Raw genomic sequence first — 18,599 nt, forward strand, 5'->3', positions numbered from 1 at the left:
TTTCCTGTCAAATGCATGACTGAAAAGACTAAATGCTTCTGAAATAGCTTGCTCCGATCAATTAATCCTTAGTGTAATAAAGAATTATAAGATTTTATCTAATATACAATTTTTTTCCCATAAGGAGATGTAGGCTCATTAAAAAGAGTCTCTGTGAATGGGTTGGAGTTGTAATTAAATAGATTTTGAGTTGGCTCGAAGATCTTAGAGATAAAATATGATGATGCCTCATCTTCAGGTTGCATTTCTGCATTGTATATAGCAGCATCTTGTAGAGATTTTGCGATATGCCACATTAGAACAGGAGGTATTGCATTGCCTATCTGTTTATATGATTTAGATTCCGAGTTATTTAAAATGAAATTTTCAGGGAAAGATTGAATTCTGGCAGCTTCACGAGGCGTAAAGCGACGATACAGTTCTTTTGCTGGATCTACCAACAGTAACGGATCGCGAGAGTTTATACTGATTTTTGCCAAATGAGAAGTTATGGTAAGACATGGACCATTCAAGTCTTGCCATAATCCACGTTTCATATTATTTTTGGCATTTTTCATGCCTTGTACAGCCCTTTCAGAAAAGTAGTATTTCTGTTCAGTAATATCCAGTCGTTCAATAACAGTGCTTAAAGGAACTGCATTTTCAAAAGTATTTATTGGCTGAGGATATGAATATTCACAGTTTTGATCGTTTCGAATACCTACAATAAAGACACGCTCTCTTTTCTGTGGAATCCCAAATTCAACAGCTTTCATGAGTTTGAATTGAACTTTGTAGCCCACACTCTCAAATTCAGAAACAATTTTATGTATGATTGCTCCGCGTTGGAGTGTTATGAGCCCCTTTACATTTTCACAAATGAAAAATCTTGGAGATTTCTCTCGTAGAAAACGAACGATTTGTTTATATAAGTTGGCTCTTTCATCGTTGGTGTCCTTTGTTGGATTGACGGTACTGAATGATTGGCATGGAAACCCTCCAATTAACACATCTACATCTGGAATTGTATGAAAATCAATATCTGAAACATCTGCACAAACAGCATGATGAAGAAAATTTCGATTGTAAGTATCAACTGCCCATTTATCAAAATCTACAGCGAATACTATATCGAAATCTAAACGTGGATAGTGATGACCAAGATAAGTAAATCCACCCAACAGCCCTAAGTCAGAACCTCCACAACCACAAAATAATGAAGCAACTTTCAGCATATTAAAAGGGTAACTATAAAGGGTAACGCGATTCAATGACGTCTGAACCAAAATCCATTTGATAAATGGTGGGAATAACTTCGATTTTACCTTCTTTAGAAAGAGCAAAAGGATTGTTGATACGAATCACTATCACTTCATTTTTAGTAAAATAGACTCGATAAATATTATATGCAGGACCAAATTGTTCTGCAGCAATCCATTCTTTTCGTGTTATGTTCAATGAGTCCGTCCATGACAGATTGAATGAGGGACGAGTAGTCCTTTTAGTAGTTTTAACTTCTATGTAACGAGCAAATTCTGGGTTATGCTTGTTCTCGTCAGCTTCAATGGATGCGATGTCGTAACCAAGACCTTTTGTTTTTCCTAATAGAAGGACTTTGTTTACAAGACGTTCTTTAAAAGCTCTGACTCTATCTTGCTCTAATCTGAATACAAAAGCTTCACCCTCATCTCCTAAATCTGTTGTTGACTTAATAGCGGATTTTCTTGCTATTAGTTCTTCACGCTTGGATATGGGCAGACCTGTCAAAGCAATGTCTAAAAATTCACTATGGAATTGTCCGTTATATTCTTTCCATTCTTGGACCATTAGTTTACGACCTTCAATTGTTGAGAGATCGTAAGCATCCACATTGAAAAATGGTTCGTCGAGACTCTTTATGAACAATGAAATAGCATTGGATTCATCGGAGTTGAGCCAAATCCTTTCAGAATCATGCTCAATTAGGTTGGCTAATTCAAGAAGATTGAATTGTTCTTTTATATGTTGCCATTCATTTGAGCCTGTCAGTTTGTTGCGCTTGATGCCATTTTTGCGGTCATCCATTATGTGATCGAAAACCTCCTGAGCAGACACATTTCCATGTAATACATCAAGATTGTTTAGCGCGTAGTAGCCAATTTCTTGTTTTGCTAATAGTTGTTTGTTGTTTTGAGCAATGAATAAAAGCTTTATTACAAAACAGAACGGTTTTAACTTTATGCCAAGCTCCACTTCTGACTTAACAACAGTTGCTTTCTTCTCACCATTAGGGAACTGAAAGTTCAAGCAAAGGTTCTTGAAAAATGTAGGAAAGTCGCTATTGTCAATAAGAAATTTACATGAGTCAGACTCGTGGATTATGGTCTCGTTAGTGTCTTGGTCAAATTTAGGATAGAATAATCCCAGAAGCACCCCCATAATCTCGGTGTAGTGATTCTTGACGGTTTTGAGATTATTATCAGATAGAGAAGTAAAGTCTCTGACATGGAATAGAGCATATGACAAATCAGAGTAAGCTGATCTGCGGAAAGCTTCCTCATTGCATGGACAATATTTATGAACAATATTGGCATATACTGGCAGCAGGTCTTCCATCTCGGTCTGAGACTTACCACGAATTATAGTACAGCGATATTGATTTTCGGGACGATAAATCATAAATAATTTTTGAGTTGGAGAGCGATTTGTTGAGCAAGTAGAGGAGGCACGGCATTTCCGACTTGTTTGAGTTGACTCCCCTTATTCCCTAAAAAAATAAAGGAGTCAGGGAAGCTTTGGAGGCGTGCAGATTCTCTGACTGTCGGCACTCGATTGAATTTATAATGAAAGTGATGGTTATGCCCACAATCAATAGTGAAACTTGGTCTCTTGCTATTGAGCCGCGTCCAGGCTATATGGACTTTGCGGGTATCCCATAATTCCTTTGGTAAGTCTTTGTAATTTCCACCATCAGGAACCATTGCGATGATTTCTTGTGTCCGTGCCGTGTGAATCGTTATGTTGTGATTATATACCCCACGGCTATACTTACGCATTAACCTCTGAAATTCTGACATTGGTTCACAAATATAAGAAGACCCATCTTGTTGAGAATTTTCAGGGAGGTCACTCAAAGCTTCGTAAGATGATATATGTTTATCAATCGAAGGTGTTGGGAAATTATAAATCTCCCCACCAAGTAGTCCTACAAAAACAGCTCTTCTTCGATTTTGTGGAACTCCATAATCTGATGCAGTAAGAACCTTATAATTAATAGTATATCCCAGATCGGTAAAATCAGACAAAATGGCATCTCGAATAATTCCGTTCCCCATGGTGAGAATTGTTGGAACATTTTCCATTACGAATGCTTTGGGTCTGAAAACGCGCACAAAGTTAACAAATGACTTATAAAGTTCATTTCGTTTATCATCTATGATTCGTTTGCCTGCCACAGAAAAACCTTGACAAGGAGGTCCGCCAATTATAACGTCAACATCAGAAATTTTGAATTCATTCTTGACGTCATCTGGTGAAATAGCAGACAGATCCCCACATAAAGTTTTGGAATGTTCTCGATTATATGAATAAGTCGTAAGAGCGTCTTGCCAAAAATCAATGGCAAGTACCCCCTTAAATCCGGACTGCTCAAATCCTAACGATAGTCCGCCACAACCAGCAAACAGGTCTATGAATGTCAATGGTTTTATTGTCATATTGGAAAAGAAGAACTTCCGAGTAGAGTTGACAAGCGACCAAACTATTTTGTGTTTACAGGGAAGTTACTTAATATGATGGATATAAGTTATTACTTACATAGATTAGTCTTTGTCAGTGCATGCATATGGCATATTGCAAAGTTACGAATTATTTTCGAGACCTTGACTATTGAGGGTATAGTAAAAACAGCTGGATGCTTTTGGGGTATATGAAAGGATGGGGGATCTGAAAATTTTTTATTGATGTGAGAATGGGTCTCAATATGCTGTAATAAGGCTAAAAAAACTTTTCTTAACGAGAGTAAAACCTTTTGTCGGTTAGCAGTGTTAGACTAATAAAATTAACACAACCAACAACTATTGTTTTATGAAAAAAGCGTTATTAATCATTGCAGTTGTGCTTGGAAGTATGACCGCATTTGCTCAGAATCTTGACAAGAATGAGGCGAAGCAGCTCAAGGCTTTTCTCGCCGAGGGACACAATGCCAGTGCTCTTAAAGCAAGCCCTAACTCGGTAGCATCCATTGAAGGTGTCTCAGTATCGAACGGACACGTGACTGCTATCCAGTGGAAGGACAAGAAGCTTACCGGATCTCTCGACCTCTCAGGCTTCAAAGCTCTCACCAAGGTGGATGTGTCACGTAACAACCTCACTTCGCTCGATGTGTCCGACTGCGTAGCTCTTGAGCAGCTCAACGCCGGTCGTAATAAGCTCACTGAGGTAAGCCTCGATGGTTGCAGTGTCCTCCAGAATCTGTCACTCTACAAGAACCGTCTCACGGATCTCTCTCTCAGCAACACCCCTCTTCTAAAGAGCCTTAACATTTCAAACAATCTCTTTGTAGAGCTTGAACTCAACAATTCCTATAACCTACAGACCCTTAACTGTCAGGGCTGTCACCTTGAGTCTCTTAATGTAGGAGGATGTACTGCTCTGAAGAATCTTTACTGCGGTTACAACAAACTCACTACTCTCACCCTGTCGGGAGTTGAGAATCTTCAGAACCTCAACTGTGACGACAATGAGATCTCCAATTTCCTTGTCTCAGGTCTGCCCTCGCTCTCCACTCTCATCTGTTCCGACAACAATATGGTGACCCTCGGTCTGCGCGACTGCCAGGCTCTTCTCGACCTCGTTTGCTCTTACAATGACCTTACCACTCTAAGTGTCGACGGTTGCCCCAATCTTCAGTATGTGGATTGCTCTTACAACGACCTTACCCAGCTGACCCTCTCCAACCAGACTTTCCTTCAGCGTCTTATCTGTAACAACAATCAGCTGACAATGCTTGATGTATCATTCGACCAGGCTCTTACATATGTCAACTGCCGTTACAACCAGATTATCGACTTCCGTACAATCGCCTGCAACAACCTCCGTATGGTGGCTTGCCAGTGGAATTACTAAACATCCTGTTACGGTATATAAATATAAGTGAAAGTATATACGAACACGCTTCCAACTAACGCTTAGATAAATGATCGCCCGCAAAGACCATTCTTTGCGGGCGATCGTTGTTGTAATATACCGGTATGTCACCGGTTATAATTCGATGTCAATATTGCAGGTAGATGAATGGTACGATGTCGCTTGAACGTACCTGGATAGCCACGAACAGAGCTATTGCAAGCATGATGGACTGGAGTAGTATGGGCGATGCCATGAAACCTTGTTTGAGAGGAGAGGTGATTCTTGACGGCAGTATATGCACAAAGTATCCAACACCCATTGCAACTACTATAGCGAGATAGCTCGACACAAATTCAGGAGCGACGGACAGATGGAAGTCATAGATGATCTGGTGCCACATCATGCCTACATCCTCAAGTGAGCGGGCTCGGAACAGCATAAAGGCTGCTACGATGAGGAGGAATGTGAACACCATGTTGAAACATTTTGTCACAGGAGCGAAACGTGAGGGGACTGTCACCATCTCTATTTCGCCTGACTCAGTGACTACAGTCTCCGTAGTGGAGGGAGCCGGGATAAGACCGCGCAGCATCTTGTGTATCACAAGAAGTGCGCCGTGGGCAGCTCCCCATATCACATACATCCATGAGGCTCCATGCCAGAAACCTCCGATTACCATGGTTGCGAACTGGTTGAAATATGCCCTTGCCTTGGAGCATCTGTTGCCTCCCAACGGAATGTAGACATAATCCCTTAGCCATGTTGAAAGCGATATGTGCCATCGGTGCCAGAATTCGGTGGGGCTGGATGCCTTGAATGGTGCGTTGAAGTTCTCTTTGAACCTGTAGCCAAGAAGCAGGGCTATGCCTATGGCTATATCGCTGTATCCTGCAAAATCGCAGTATAGCTGGATGGTGAATCCTATCGATGCCATGAGGTTCTCGAAACCGCTGTAGAGGGCAGGGTTGTCAAACACTCGGTCAACAAAATTGCCGGATATGAAGTCGGCGATAACCATTTTCTTTATTATGCCTGATATGATGAGGTATACCCCTTCGGATGTCATGTCACGCGATGGCACTGGGTTGCTCTTGATCTGCGGAAGCATATCCTTGGCGCGGACCACGGGTCCGGCGAGAAGTGGCGGGAAGAAAGTGAGGAAGAACATATAGTCAAGCGGATTTCTGCATGCCTGTATGTGTCCGCGGTAGATATCGACTATATAACTGATGGATCGGAATGTGAAGAAGGAGATTCCGGCGGGGAGTATTACATTGATAGGATCGATATGTGTGGTCATGAACCGGTTGATGGTGTCGATCAGCAGCCCGAAGTACTTGAAGTAGGCAAGCAGCCCTACATTGACTATCACATTGAGTGCGACTATGGATCGCATGGATATGCCGCGGCAGCGTGTGAATGATCTGGCTTTCTGCATACAGAGACCTAACAGGTAGTCGCTTACTGCCACCCCTATCAGTATAAGGCAGCATTCACCTGATGCCTTGTAGTAGAAGTATATAGAGAATGCTATGGTGAATATCATCCGCGCTATTCTCCAGGGGCGTAGAATACGGTAGATGAGCATGAAGAAGGCAAACAGTACTATGAACAGACCTGTGTTGAACAGCAGCGGTTGCCGGCTGTTGTATACAAGCTGTTCGCCTATGCTTGCGATGTCTATGCCCATATCACTTAAGTCTGAGAGCAGTGAATTGTACAGCTCAGTGAGCCTTGTAGCTATGTGTTCCAATTCTGAAACGGTTTATGCGTGTGTGAAATGATTGATGTTTGGAAATTAGTCGGATGTGCGAAGGGCATCCAGGAGAGCTTCGTATAGCATGCGCCCTTCGAGATTGTATCCTTTGTGGGAGTGATGCACCCGGTCGTTGGCAAATAGTCCGTTGCTTATCCAGGATGAGCTTGCGCCTTGACCTCCCGCCACTTCATACCAGTCGTAGATTGCTACGCCGTTCTTCTTTCCGTATTCGAGAATTGCCTGACGTAGAGGGGCGATGTTTTTGTTGACCGTATAGGATCGTGACGAGCGTGTTACGGTGCGGAGTTTGCCTTTGCGTCCATTACGGCTTTTCCCTCTTACCTTTACTCTTTTTTTAGTTGTGATGCTTTTTTGGCATTCCATTGGTGTTGTGAGAAGGAGCAGGGCATCAGGGTTGGCAGTGCGTATGTTTTTGACAAGACGGTCCACAGAACGTGTGAACGATTCGGTGTTTAGTCGTCCGAAAGCCTCGTTTGTGCCGAGTGATATTATCACGAGATGAGGCTTGAGCGGGCTTATGCCTGCACCTACATTCCCTATGCGGTTGTATGTCTCATAGGCAGCTCCGTTGTTGCCGATGGAGTGATAGAATAGACCTGGACGGTCGCCTGAGAGTGTGGCTCCGAACACAGTGAGATCACCGGCAGAGGTGAAGTTGATAGTGATTTTTGTGTGTGGTGCCGGGAGCATTATCTGGGTGTAGTCGCGTGACGGTATGGCGCGGTACTGTAGCCTCTCTCCCTCCTCTCCGCTTATATCTTTTATTACGAAGCGTCCGTTATGAAATATGGTCACGGAGCTGAAAGGGTTGTAGTCGTCTTTACCTGATGTACCGACTGTGATTTCCGATGTGTTGCTTGTAGGGCGTATGGATGTGCCGGTGAAGCCTACTGTCTGTCGCCATGTGGAGCTCATGAGTTTCACTGGGTTCCATGGGTTACGGCTTTGAAATGTGTAGTCGAGAGGCTCGTTGGTGCCGCTCATCTTAAGCGGTGACACCAGCCCGCGGCCAGCATTGCCGAAGTCGTATTGCAGTAGTTCACGTGTGGTTCCGGTGCTTATGTCAGCTTGGATGTGGGAATCGCCGATATGCACTATCGACACCGGTGAGGTGGTACTCTCAAGGAATGCCTTGCGTAATCCTGACCAGTCGGCTCCGTTGTATATTATATGGTTGGAGTTGGTGCGGATGAATGACGGTATCGGGATGTCGATGTCGTCCGTTTCGTCGGGGATTTCCGCTGTGCATGTACGGTGATCGGATATGTCGGAGATCGGTGTCTCGTTATTGGCTGTTGCGTCAAGTCCGGCAACAGGGTTTGCTGCTCCTACAGAGATCCACGATGCGGCTCCGAGAAGTGCTGAAATGAGTAATGTTTTGGTCGTGTAGTTGTTATGCAGTGTCATTTGAGGCTGTGCTGTAAAGCATTAAAGAGGGCGTCGGCGAGCCGTGCGCCTCCCTTGTGGGTCATATGGATATAATCCTTGTTTATGAGTCCGGCGTTGCACCATTCCACCACGGCATCTTCTCCGCCCATGGCTTCGCGTGTGTCCCAGAAGAGGCAGTGGGCCTTGCGGGCTGCGTCACGCTGCGCGCTGATCATTGCCGGAGCTGTAGCCATTGACCTTACTACGCCGCCACGCTTCTCTCCACGGTCACCAACTCCCATCAGGAGGATGTCGGCGCGTGGGTAGCACTGGCGTACATGGTTGATTACCCCTACCATACGGTCGGAGTATACGGAATAGTTCTTTTGCGATGAGCTCATTGCATTTATGCCGAACTCAAGGATGATCAGATTGTAGTCGATCACACTTCCAAGCTGTCGGCATAGCTCAGGATTGATTCTGCTGAGCGTGATTCCTGAGAATCCGCGCGATGACATGCAGTCGAGGCTAATGCCGTTATCGCCATCGAGCCATACGCCCAGCCCTATCAGGCTTGGTGATGACGTCTTTAGCTCAAAGCGTGAGGTGGTGCCTGCAATCTCTATGCACTGAACGGAATCGGAAGCGGTGATATTGCGCTCCGACCATTCTCCTTTGCCTGATTTAACAGAGATTATGGAATTTTCAGGAGATATGAAGAGGAAGCGTGACCGAGACCATTCCCCTGTGTGCGGAAAGGCTTTTGTTCCCTCGTAGGAGGAATTGGCTTTCCCTGTAGGCGTGGCGTATTGCTCCGCGAGATCGAGATATTTGCGTGCGGCTTTCTTGTTTGCCATATGTGTTTTCCACCCTTTGCCGCCTTGCCTTACCGAGCGTCGGAATCCTGGGAAGTCGGTGTGCATGCTTACGTATCCCACACCTTCTCCGCCGTAGGCTGTCTGTAGCTTCTCCCTGAGGTCCTGTGTAAATATATCACCTTCGATGTAACTGTCGCCCACAACAGCTATGCGGGCCATCCTTCCGTTGCCGATTGCGTTTTTAAGGCTTGCCAGTCCTGTCTGACTTATGGTATAGTCCTCAATGATCACAAGTTCGCCTTCTCGCGGAGCTTTCGCCGGATGTATGATTATGGTATCGGCTGGGATTTCCGGCACCGAGTCTGTAACCGAGGGGATGTTGTGTTCCTTGTGTGCCTCGTCCTCTTCCATCGCTTTCAGAAGTTCAGGATCGATCTGTTCCTGCTCTGAGGTGGTGACAGGTGTGATTTCGGCTGTCTTTTTTATTATGTCGCTTATCAGTGAGAAATCCTTTACTTTGCCGCCGGACCATTCTGACAGAGGCAGTGCTGAGAGGATCACTATAAATATTATAGCGAGAAGTATTATGAATGTGGGATTGCCTTTTTTCATAGCAGAATGATGGTGGTCAGTACAGGATTTTGGCTTTGGTAGGATTGACGGTCACTGCCGATGATGAGGAGCTAAGGGTTGATCGCAGAGCCGACATTTTGCGGTCGGTCTCGTCCCATTCGTCATCAAGACGGGAATCTGGCATAAGTCCTCCTCCGGCATATATGTTAAATAGCCATCCCTCTGCTCCGTCAAGTGTGGCTCGTGCGGTAAATGCACAACGGAGATTGACAAACACATGCCATTCATTGCTCTCATGTACGCCTACTATACCGCTGTAGCATCTGCGCTGATGGGTCTCGAAGTAATCGATCTCGCTGATGGCTTTGTCCCTCGGGAATCCTGCTACGGCGGGTGTTGGATTAAGGTCGTTGATTATAGCAGTAATGTCGTTGACAGTGCCTGTTGCTGTGATCGGGGTGCACAGATGGGTTACAGCTCCGGCTGTGATTTCCTGAGTGCCGCCGGTATCCACTTTCAGGTGGTGTGACCGGAGTATATCGGATATGAAGTTGACTACGACCCCATGCTCCATAAGGTTCTTAGTGTCCCATTCGCTCTCTTCAGTGTCGCTCGGACGGGTCCCTGCAAGAGCCATTGTGCGGATCTCGCCCGAATGCGGATCGGTCTCAAGCAGAAGTTCAGGTGTTGCCCCGAGCCATATACCGGTCTCAGGCGTGTATGTGAGATAGCGGAATGTGGATGGTGAGGATGAGAAGTAATCCAGGGCAGAGTCAAGAAGATGGCGTGTGGTGAAGATGGATTCGTGACGAGAAAGCACCACCTTGCCGCCCTCTTTCTTAAGACGGCGTGTCATGCCTTCGAATGCCTGATTATAACTTATGCGGCGTGTCGATGTAAGGTATGGCAGTTCGGCTGACGGCGCACCTTTCACATCGGGACAGGAGGCAATGAAGTCGATAATTCCACCTTCGTCCATGTCGTGGCTTATGCCTGCCATATACGGCTCGTCGGCAATGAATCTGCTTATGAAGAAGCTGTCGGCGTTGTCAGTATGGGAATGTCGGCATTCGCCGTCGGAGTTGGGCAGGCTTGCCATGAACCGGCAGGTGTCCTGTCCGGGCATGGCATAGAGCACAAACGGTATGTTGCGTCTGAGGCATTCTTCGGCAGCTTCTGTCTGGAGTGGAGTTATCAGCATATCTCTTGACACGCTCATATATTGTCATATCACGACTTCCCCTGCGAGTTCGAAGGGGTAAGCCGTCTTGATTTTAACATTACAATAGTCCCCCGGTTTCAGGGTGACGGATTTTTCTATCAACACTTCCGGGTCTACTTCGGGGGAGTCGTACTGTGTGCGGCCCACATAGGAGTCAGCCTCTTCACGGTCGATTATGACACGCTGAACGGTGCCGGTCTTGCTCTCCTGAATCTCGGCTGAGATCTCTTCCTGAAGAGCCATAAGGCGAGAGAGGCGGTCCTGCTTCACATCTTCGGGGATGCAGTCGTCATAATGACGCGCCGCATAGGTGTCGTCCTCTTCGCAGTAGGCGAATGCCCCCATGCGCTCGAATCGCTGTTCGCGTACAAAGTCCATGAGCTCGCGGAACTCCTCTTCCCCCTCACCTGGGAATCCTACCATCAGTGTGGTGCGCAGATGTATGCCTGGCACACGCCGGCGTATCTCTGCGAGAAGTGATCGGGTTTCGGCTCCGGTGATGTGACGTCTCATGTTGGAGAGCACCTTGTCGGATATGTGTTGCAGGGCTATGTCGAGGTAACGGCACACATTTTTTCGGGATGCCATTACATCAAGCAGATCCATAGGGAATTCGTTGGGATAGGCGTAGTGGAGACGTATCCATTCTACCCCTTCAACATCGGATATGGCTTCGACAAGCCTTGCTATATCGGGCTTGCCATAGAGGTCGCTGCCGTAGGAGGTCAGGTCCTGTGCTATGACGTTGAACTCCTTCACACCACGGTCCACAAGCATCTTCACTTCGTCGACAATTTCTTCTACAGGGCGAGATGTGTATCGGCCTGTGATGAGGGGGATGGCGCAGAAAGCGCAGAAACGGTCGCACCCCTCGGCTATCTTCAGGTAAGCGTGGTGACGCGGCGTGGTGAGGATACGGTCGTATGGGACTGACCCCGGATGTTTCTTGGCAAGGTCGCTGACAAGCTTGTGCCAGTCGGTCTTACCGTACCATCGGTCCACTTCGGGGATCTCGTCGGGAAGTTCTTCCATGTAGCGTTGTGACAGGCATCCCATCACGTAAAGACCGTCAATCCTGCCTGATTTACGAAGCTTCGACCATCTCAGTATCTCGTTTATGGATTCCTCCTTGGCATCGCCAATGAATCCGCATGTGTTTATGACCACGTGCTTGCCTTTACGGCTGCGCATGAAAGATGCTTCCGAGGCGGGGGTATCGGGGTACACTACTTCTATGCCTACACTGTCGAGCATACGCATGAGGCGTTCCGAATCGACGAGATTCTTGGAACATCCGAGCGATATTATGGCTATCTTTTCGCCTTTCATTTCTTTTCTCCGAAGAGTGATTCCACGAAAGCGCGTTTGTCGAACACTTGCAGATCGTCGATCTTCTCGCCGAGTCCGATGTATTTGACCGGTATCTTGAACTGGTCGCTTATGCCGATTACCACTCCGCCCTTGGCTGTGCCGTCGAGCTTCGTGATCGCGAGCTCATTGACCTGGGTTGCAGCCACAAACTGCCGGGCTTGCTCGAAGGCGTTCTGTCCTGTTGAGCCGTCGAGCACGAGGAGCACCTCATGAGGAGCGTCCGGGATAAGTTTCTGCATTACGTTTCTCACCTTGGTGAGCTCGTCCATGAGGCCTTTCTTGTTGTGCAGACGGCCTGCGGTATCGATTATTACAACATCAGCGTTGTTAGCTATCGCGCTTTGGAGTGTGTCGAAAGCCACTGATGCAGGGTCAGCACCAAGTTTCTGTTTCACTACAGGCACATCGGCTCGGCGGCCCCATTCCTCAAGCTGCTCAATTGCGGCGGCACGGAAAGTGTCGGCTGCTCCGAGCACGACTTTGTTGCCGGCCCGTTTGAACTGGGCTGCCATCTTGCCTATGGTCGTAGTCTTTCCCACACCGTTCACACCCACCACCATTATTACATGGGGGCGGTTCCCTTCGGGAAGAGAGAAGTCATCGAGTGATGATGTCTCGCCGTTCTCGGCAAGCATCTCGGATATCTCTTCACACAGGAGTCGGTTGAGCTCTGACGCTCCCACGTACTTGTCCTTGGCAACACGTGCCTGGAGGCGGTCGATGATGCGCAGAGTGGTGTCGACACCTACGTCGGAGGTGACGAACACCTCTTCGAGATTGTCGAGCACATCGTCATCGACAGTAGATTTCCCGGCGATGGCATGAGAGATGCGGTCAAATAGTCCGCGCTGAGTCTTTTCAAGCCCTTTGTCAAGGGTTTCTTTCTTCTCTTTCTTGCGCGAAAACAGGTCAAATAGTCCCATATCTTGAGGATGAAATTAAGAGATGCAAAGTTAGGCATTTTCCGGCAGAATCGCAATAATGAAATTCAGAGGAAATACCCTTGGCGTTATTCGTCGTCATCGTCGAGGAAGTCGATGTCCCATCCGTCGGAGAGGGAATCGGTGAATTCGGCGAGGTCACGGCCTTCACGCTTGGTGGGGCGTCCGAGACCTTTGCGGCGGTCGATGAATCCTGATATGCGTACCACATCGAGGAGATCAAGTTCGCTCTTTGGCGTGATGTTCTCCATATATTCCGGCACCAGTTTGGCTCCAAGACGGTTCTGCGCCAAAGCCTTGACGCGGAAAGAGTAGGTGACCGGCGGTTTGCGCACATTGATTATGTCACCTTCCTTGATGGTGCGTGAGGGTTTCACGGCAACTCCTCCCATCAGCACGCGCCCCTTCTTGCACGCGTCAGTAGCTATGGTGCGTGTCTTGAATATGCGCATCGCCCACATCCATTTGTCTATACGTACTTCGTTCATCACTTGTTATTGTAGTTGCACATTGCGTTCTGTATTCCTGCGAGGCAGAATGCCTTTATGGCATCAATAGCGATATCGATGCGTGGGGTCATGGCTGTGAGTTCTTCAGGGGTGAAGTGCCCGAGGACGTAGTCGATCTGTGCGCCGCGCGGAAAGTCGTTGCCTATGCCGAAACGCAGGCGTGCATATGCCTGAGTGCCGAGCATCTGGGCAATGTTCTTAAGTCCGTTGTGTCCGGCATCGCTTCCGGATGGCTTGACGCGTATGGCTCCGAAGGGCAGGGCGCAGTCGTCGACGAGCACGAGGATGTTTTCGGTCTCTATCCCTTCCTTGTCTTTCCAGTATCTCACGGCATTGCCTGAGAGGTTCATGTAGGTGGATGGCTTTAGGATGGTGATCTGAGCGTTCTTCACGCGCATATGTGCAATGTCGCCGTAACGCTCGGTGGAGAATGTCGCTCCGGCAGTTGCCGCGAGCGCGTCGGCTATCATGAATCCGGCGTTGTGCCGTGTGCCGGCATATTCGGAACCGATGTTGCCGAGACCGACTATGAGGTATTTCATTTATATTGCGGGATTGTGGTTGTGGAGCTATGTATATAAATTCACAGGCTTTCATACCTGTGGTGGTGAAAGCCTGTGAAGAATTAGGTTGACAGCTATTGTGTGCGATGTCCGTATTACTGGGCGTTAGCCTGAGCACCACGGGCAGCACGTGTGAGCTGAACGGCGCATACGACTGCGTTCTTGGCATTGACGAGTTCGAGACCCTCGAAGTGGAGGTCGCCGATCTGCATTGTCTTGCCGAGGCCGAGTGAGTCAACGTTGATGACAACACGCTCGGGGATCTGGGTGTATACAGCCTTTACTTTGATCTTCTTCATGGAGAGTGTGAGCTTACCACCGGCCTTCACACCTTCAGCGTGGCCTTCGAGCTTAACAGGAACCTCGATGGTGACAGGCTTGTTGTCGAATACTTCGAGAAGGTCGATGTGAAGGATGTTGTCCTTTACAGGGTGGAACTGGATGTCCTTGAGGACAGCGTTGCGCTTCTCGCCGTTGACAGTGAGCTCTATAGCGAAGATGTCGGGGGTGTACACGAGCTTGCGTACATCCTCAGCCTTTACAACGAGGTCAGTAGTGATGATGCCCTTGCCGTTGCTGATTTCAATGATCTTCTCGCCGGGCTTGAGAGTTCCTGCGAAGGGGAGCTCGATGATGCTGCCGCCGTTGAGCACAACGGGGATGAGGTTGTTCTTACGGAGTTCTTTTGCAGCCTTCTTGCCCAGATCGGTGCGGGCTTCGGCGTTGAGCTGAAATGTTTTCATTTCTTTGGTTGGTTTAAATGGTTGTGTTACTCAAAATTAAGTGATTTCTGAATGCTCCTTAATTTCCCATCACACGGGGATGCTAAAAAGCGACTGCAAAGATACGGATTTTTTTGTGAAAACGTGCCGTATTTTAAAAAATAATTCTTAAATTTGAGGCATAATCAATTATTACAATATAAAACTAATCACTATTACCTTATGCTAAAACCTCAAGATAAAGAACTGCTTGCTCAGAAAGGTATCAGCGAGTCTGATGCTGAGGCGCAGCTGTCCCGGTTCGTGACAGGATTCCCATATTTAAAGATAAAAGATGCAGCGCGTGTTGACGCCGGCATATTCCGACTGTCGGATGAGGAGGTTAACGCCGCATTGGACAGATGGCATGAATATCTTGACCACGGAGGGGAGGTGTGCAAGTTCGTTCCTGCATCAGGGGCTGCTTCTCGTATGTTCAAGGCTCTTTTTGAGTATGTTGACGGCGGTACCGATGAGTTGGCTGAGGGGACCCCTGTGGCTAAGCTGATCGCCGATATAGACAAGCTTCCATTCATTCCTGAGCTTAATGCCGCTTGCGAAAAGCTGTATGGCTGTGCCTTGAAGGAGCTTCTTGATGCCGGCCGCAACCGGGATGTGATCGCAGCAATAGTAAGCGCGGAGGGCATGAACTACGGAGGTTTGCCAAAGGGGCTATTGAAATTCCACAGCTATCCCGAAGGGTCGCGCACTCCTGTAGAGGAACATCTCACAGAGGGGGCGCAGACAGCCGCCAACTCAAAGGGTGAGGTCCACCTGCATTTCACTGTGTCTGCCAGCCATCGTGATCTCTTCCAGGCTAAGCTTGACGAGGTGATACCTCAGGCTGAGGCACGCACAGGCAAGAAATTTTTTGTGACAATGAGCGAGCAGAAGCCATCTACCGATACCATAGCCGCTAATCCTGACAACACGCCGTTCCGGGAGGATGGGCACCTGCTGTTCCGTCCCGGAGGTCATGGCGCGCTCATACAGAATCTTAACGATATAAAAAGCGCGGTGGTGTTCATAAAGAACATCGACAATGTGGTGCCTGATGCACGCCGTGCCGATACGATTAAGTACAAGGAGATCCTTGGCGGACTTCTGCTTGAGGTTCACGACCAGATAGAGGATGACCTCATAGCCCTTGAAGAGAAGGATTATACATCATCCGACCTCAAAGGCATGGTCGACTATCTGAAAAATGTGCTGAATGTCAATGACGCTCGTCTTGATGATATGGACGATGACTCTGTGGCAGAGTATATTAAGAGTAAGCTCAACCGTCCCTTGCGAGTGTGTGGAATGGTTCGCAACGAGGGAGAACCGGGCGGAGGCCCGTTCATTGCATTCAATGCCGACGGATCTTCATCGCCGCAGATTCTTGAGAGCAATCAGGTCGATCCATCCAACGAGGAGTACATGAAGATGATGGCTACCGCTACTCACTTCAATCCTGTCGACCTTGTGTGCTACATCAAGGACATTCATGGCAAGAAGTTTGACCTGCCCTCGTATGTCGATCATGCTACAGGGTTTATTTCTTCGAAGTCGAGCCACGGTAAGGAGCTTCGTGCAATGGAGCTGCCTGGATTGTGGAACGGTGCTATGAGCGATTGGAACACAGTGTTTGTGGAGGTGCCTGTCTCCACTTTCAATCCTGTGAAGACCGTAAACGATCTGCTGCGTCCAGCCCACCAGGGATAAACCAAGATACACCGAATATAGTCAGCCCGGACAATCAGGACCGCGGCATGCCGCGGTCCTGATTGTCCGGCATTATGAATTCCAAAAATTGGCGGATTTAAATCAATAACATTTCTCCACTCTCCCTTGTTATAAATTTACTATGAGCAAGAGAGATGATATTATAAGAATATGGCGTGAGAGTTTCAGCGATTCTCGTGAATATGTGTCGATGTATTTTGACCGTGTTTATCGCGATGACGAGGCACTCACTTATGTGGATGATAACGGTGTCACAGTCAGCAGTCTGCTTCTACAGCAGTTCCGTATGACCTTTCACGGTGCCGAGGTGCCTGTCAGCTATTTGGCCGGAGCCGCTACGCGCAGGTCTCATCGAGGCAAAGGATATATGTCGAAACTGATGCGCGAGGCTCTTGAAGTCTCGGCACAGAGGGGGGATATGCTTTGTTCGCTTATCCCTGCGAGAAGCGCGCTGTATTATTACTATAAGCGTTTCGGGTTCTCGACCGTGTTCTTCACCAAGGAGCAGCGTTTCACATCGCTTCATTCATTCCCTGTAAAAAATGAATACCATGCGGTTGAGGATATAGCCGACGATGATGTGTGGGATGCGTTTGACCGCTTCCAGCACAAGCGCGAAAGCTACATTACACACACTCGCAGGGATATGGACAACATTCGAGCTGATCTTGACAGCGATAGTGGTGACTTTGTGGCTATGGCTGCTGACGATGAGGACTCTGGTCCGCGCATCGTATCTATGGCATGGGCAGTGAGGCTTGATGATCTTCTTCTCGTGAAGGATGTCATGGGTGAGGATGATGAGGCACGCACAGCCGCGCTACGCAGGCTCAGGGAGTTGCATCCCGGAGTGCCTTTCCTTCTTCTCGGTCGTCCGGGTGACACCATGGGCGGAAGGCTCATGCCAAGAGGCATGGCGCGTGTGGTGAATGCGGGCTTGCTGCTGGAGACTGTGGCACAAGCCAATCCGAAATGGGCATCACGCATACGCGTCACGGACCCTCTTCTCCCTCAGGTGAATTCTCATACTTACATCATCAAAGGTGGCAGGTGTGAGATTGACGACAGCTATTCAGGGCGTCTTGACATGGACGTCCCTATAGATGTGCTCGGAGATGTGGCGTTCTCGTCCTCGGAGATAGGCGATATAATGTGTTTCCCATCGGTAAGACCCATGATAAGCCTTATGCTGGACTGAACGTCCCGCCAATCATTAAATTATTATATTTCAAAAAAGATCATGATTATTAATTCAGCACGGTTTGAGATATCCAATTCCACTCACTCGCGATGTCCGCAAGGTATGAGGCATGAGTATGCTTTCATCGGGCGAAGCAACGTGGGGAAATCATCTCTCATAAATATGCTTACCGGCAACAGCAAGCTTGCCAAGACATCCTCCACGCCTGGAAAGACCCTTCTGATAAATCATTTCCTTGTGAATGGAGAATGGTATATAGTCGACCTGCCCGGATATGGGTTCGCTATGCGTGGCAAGCAACAGCGTGAGCAGCTTGAGACTATGATAAAGGGTTATATCCTCGGTAGAGAGCAGATGACCAATCTTTTTGTGCTAATTGACTCTCGCCATGAGCCGATGAAGATAGACATTGAATTCTTCAACTGGCTTGGAGAGAATGGGGTGCCTTTCGCCATCGTGTTCACAAAGCTTGACAAGCTCGGCAATGATGCCGGACGCCGTAAGGTGCAGAAATACTGCAACAAGTTACTCGAATCCTGGGAAGAGCTTCCTCCTGTGTTCCTTACCTCAAGCGAGGATGGACGCGGTAAAGAGGAGCTGCTCGACTATATCGAGCAGCTCAACAAGCTTCCGGTCGGGATTGAGGAGGAATGACGGATGTAATGGCGTTAAATAT

General features: G+C 47.9%; 16 protein-coding genes. 4 read left to right on the top strand and 12 right to left on the bottom strand.

Annotated elements, in window-relative coordinates:
* Positions 1-98: 98 nt before the first annotated feature.
* Genes EZ315_RS07250 through EZ315_RS07260 form a run of 3 tightly spaced genes read right to left on the bottom strand, consistent with a single transcriptional unit; the run spans position 99 to position 3,674 of the window.
* Complete coding sequence (locus EZ315_RS07250) at positions 99-1,214, bottom strand: DNA cytosine methyltransferase (RefSeq protein ID WP_135471493.1); 1,116 nt, start codon at positions 1,212-1,214, stop codon at positions 99-101.
* A gap of 13 nt (positions 1,215-1,227) precedes the next feature.
* Entirely contained in the window at positions 1,228-2,637 is a 1,410-nt protein-coding gene (locus EZ315_RS07255) for a protein NO VEIN domain-containing protein (protein ID WP_135471494.1), read from the bottom strand.
* Complete coding sequence (locus tag EZ315_RS07260) at positions 2,634-3,674, bottom strand: DNA cytosine methyltransferase (protein WP_135471495.1); 1,041 nt, start codon at positions 3,672-3,674, stop codon at positions 2,634-2,636. The genes EZ315_RS07255 and EZ315_RS07260 overlap by 4 nt, the downstream gene beginning before the upstream one ends.
* Before the next feature lie 370 nt (positions 3,675-4,044).
* Between EZ315_RS07260 and EZ315_RS07265 the strand changes: the two genes are divergently transcribed.
* On the top strand, positions 4,045-5,085 hold the full coding sequence (locus EZ315_RS07265) for a leucine-rich repeat domain-containing protein (protein WP_135471496.1): 1,041 nt from the start codon (positions 4,045-4,047) through the stop codon (positions 5,083-5,085).
* A 148-nt stretch (positions 5,086-5,233) separates the two neighbouring features.
* On the opposite strand, the gene EZ315_RS07270 is transcribed toward EZ315_RS07265, so the two are convergent.
* From EZ315_RS07270 to EZ315_RS07310, 9 genes are all read right to left on the bottom strand, one after another.
* Positions 5,234-6,778: an MBOAT family O-acyltransferase gene (locus EZ315_RS07270; protein ID WP_135471497.1), complete on the bottom strand. Its 1,545-nt coding sequence runs from the start codon at positions 6,776-6,778 to the stop codon at positions 5,234-5,236.
* Positions 6,779-6,886: 108 nt separating this feature from the next.
* Positions 6,887-8,275 carry a GDSL-type esterase/lipase family protein gene (locus tag EZ315_RS07275; protein WP_135471498.1) on the bottom strand — a complete coding sequence of 463 codons (1,389 nt, stop codon included), beginning with the start codon at positions 8,273-8,275 and terminating at the stop codon, positions 6,887-6,889.
* Positions 8,272-9,666, bottom strand: coding sequence for an SGNH/GDSL hydrolase family protein (locus EZ315_RS07280; protein WP_135471499.1), 1,395 nt, complete (start codon positions 9,664-9,666; stop codon positions 8,272-8,274). Before EZ315_RS07280 ends, EZ315_RS07275 begins: the two co-directional genes overlap by 4 nt.
* Positions 9,667-9,682: 16 nt before the next feature.
* Positions 9,683-10,828, bottom strand: coding sequence for a chorismate-binding protein (locus tag EZ315_RS07285; RefSeq protein WP_170957488.1), 1,146 nt, complete (start codon positions 10,826-10,828; stop codon positions 9,683-9,685).
* A 24-nt stretch (positions 10,829-10,852) separates the two neighbouring features.
* Positions 10,853-12,178 (bottom strand): 30S ribosomal protein S12 methylthiotransferase RimO, encoded by a 1,326-nt coding sequence (rimO, locus tag EZ315_RS07290; RefSeq protein ID WP_135471501.1) that lies wholly within the window; start codon positions 12,176-12,178, stop codon positions 10,853-10,855.
* Positions 12,175-13,143, bottom strand: coding sequence for a signal recognition particle-docking protein FtsY (gene ftsY / locus EZ315_RS07295; RefSeq protein ID WP_135471502.1), 969 nt, complete (start codon positions 13,141-13,143; stop codon positions 12,175-12,177). Before ftsY ends, rimO begins: the two co-directional genes overlap by 4 nt.
* A gap of 86 nt (positions 13,144-13,229) precedes the next feature.
* Positions 13,230-13,649 carry an RNA-binding S4 domain-containing protein gene (locus EZ315_RS07300; RefSeq protein ID WP_135471503.1) on the bottom strand — a complete coding sequence of 140 codons (420 nt, stop codon included), beginning with the start codon at positions 13,647-13,649 and terminating at the stop codon, positions 13,230-13,232.
* On the bottom strand, positions 13,649-14,212 hold the full coding sequence (pth, locus tag EZ315_RS07305) for an aminoacyl-tRNA hydrolase (RefSeq protein WP_135471504.1): 564 nt from the start codon (positions 14,210-14,212) through the stop codon (positions 13,649-13,651). Before pth ends, EZ315_RS07300 begins: the two co-directional genes overlap by 1 nt.
* 116 nt (positions 14,213-14,328) lie before the next feature.
* Positions 14,329-14,976 (bottom strand): 50S ribosomal protein L25/general stress protein Ctc, encoded by a 648-nt coding sequence (locus tag EZ315_RS07310; RefSeq protein ID WP_135471505.1) that lies wholly within the window; start codon positions 14,974-14,976, stop codon positions 14,329-14,331.
* Between the two features lie 201 nt (positions 14,977-15,177).
* Between EZ315_RS07310 and EZ315_RS07315 the strand changes: the two genes are divergently transcribed.
* The 3 genes from EZ315_RS07315 to yihA all read left to right on the top strand — a co-directional run bounded on the left by EZ315_RS07315 (position 15,178) and on the right by yihA (position 18,577).
* The gene (locus EZ315_RS07315) at positions 15,178-16,701 is read left to right on the top strand and encodes a DUF4301 family protein (RefSeq protein ID WP_135471506.1); all 1,524 of its coding nucleotides are present in this window, start codon (positions 15,178-15,180) and stop codon (positions 16,699-16,701) included.
* Between the two features lie 142 nt (positions 16,702-16,843).
* Positions 16,844-17,920: a GNAT family N-acetyltransferase gene (locus EZ315_RS07320; protein WP_135471507.1), complete on the top strand. Its 1,077-nt coding sequence runs from the start codon at positions 16,844-16,846 to the stop codon at positions 17,918-17,920.
* Between the two features lie 42 nt (positions 17,921-17,962).
* Positions 17,963-18,577, top strand: a complete 615-nt coding sequence (gene yihA, locus EZ315_RS07325) for a ribosome biogenesis GTP-binding protein YihA/YsxC (protein WP_135471508.1) — start codon at positions 17,963-17,965, stop codon at positions 18,575-18,577.
* The last annotated feature ends 22 nt before the right edge of the window (positions 18,578-18,599 follow it).

The organism is Duncaniella freteri (assembly GCF_004766125.1).
Classification (GTDB): domain Bacteria; phylum Bacteroidota; class Bacteroidia; order Bacteroidales; family Muribaculaceae; genus Duncaniella; species Duncaniella freteri.

Bases quoted from the DNA above. Each gene is read 5' to 3' on its own strand.
- pth (WP_135471504.1), bottom strand. From the start codon at position 14,212: ATGAAATACCTCATAGTCGGTCTCGGCAACATCGGTTCCGAATATGCC.
- EZ315_RS07275 (WP_135471498.1), bottom strand. From the start codon at position 8,275: ATGACACTGCATAACAACTACACGACCAAAACATTACTCATTTCAGCA.
- EZ315_RS07315 (WP_135471506.1), top strand. From the start codon at position 15,178: ATGCTAAAACCTCAAGATAAAGAACTGCTTGCTCAGAAAGGTATCAGC.
- EZ315_RS07265 (WP_135471496.1), top strand. From the start codon at position 4,045: ATGAAAAAAGCGTTATTAATCATTGCAGTTGTGCTTGGAAGTATGACC.
- ftsY (WP_135471502.1), bottom strand. From the start codon at position 13,143: ATGGGACTATTTGACCTGTTTTCGCGCAAGAAAGAGAAGAAAGAAACC.
- yihA (WP_135471508.1), top strand. From the start codon at position 17,963: ATGATTATTAATTCAGCACGGTTTGAGATATCCAATTCCACTCACTCG.
- EZ315_RS07260 (WP_135471495.1), bottom strand. From the start codon at position 3,674: ATGACAATAAAACCATTGACATTCATAGACCTGTTTGCTGGTTGTGGC.
- EZ315_RS07270 (WP_135471497.1), bottom strand. From the start codon at position 6,778: ATGGGCATAGACATCGCAAGCATAGGCGAACAGCTTGTATACAACAGC.
- EZ315_RS07285 (WP_170957488.1), bottom strand. From the start codon at position 10,828: ATGCTGATAACTCCACTCCAGACAGAAGCTGCCGAAGAATGCCTCAGA.
- EZ315_RS07280 (WP_135471499.1), bottom strand. From the start codon at position 9,666: ATGAAAAAAGGCAATCCCACATTCATAATACTTCTCGCTATAATATTT.
- EZ315_RS07320 (WP_135471507.1), top strand. From the start codon at position 16,844: ATGAGCAAGAGAGATGATATTATAAGAATATGGCGTGAGAGTTTCAGC.
- rimO (WP_135471501.1), bottom strand. From the start codon at position 12,178: ATGAAAGGCGAAAAGATAGCCATAATATCGCTCGGATGTTCCAAGAAT.
- EZ315_RS07255 (WP_135471494.1), bottom strand. From the start codon at position 2,637: ATGATTTATCGTCCCGAAAATCAATATCGCTGTACTATAATTCGTGGT.
- EZ315_RS07310 (WP_135471505.1), bottom strand. From the start codon at position 14,976: ATGAAAACATTTCAGCTCAACGCCGAAGCCCGCACCGATCTGGGCAAG.
- EZ315_RS07250 (WP_135471493.1), bottom strand. From the start codon at position 1,214: ATGCTGAAAGTTGCTTCATTATTTTGTGGTTGTGGAGGTTCTGACTTA.
- EZ315_RS07300 (WP_135471503.1), bottom strand. From the start codon at position 13,649: ATGAACGAAGTACGTATAGACAAATGGATGTGGGCGATGCGCATATTC.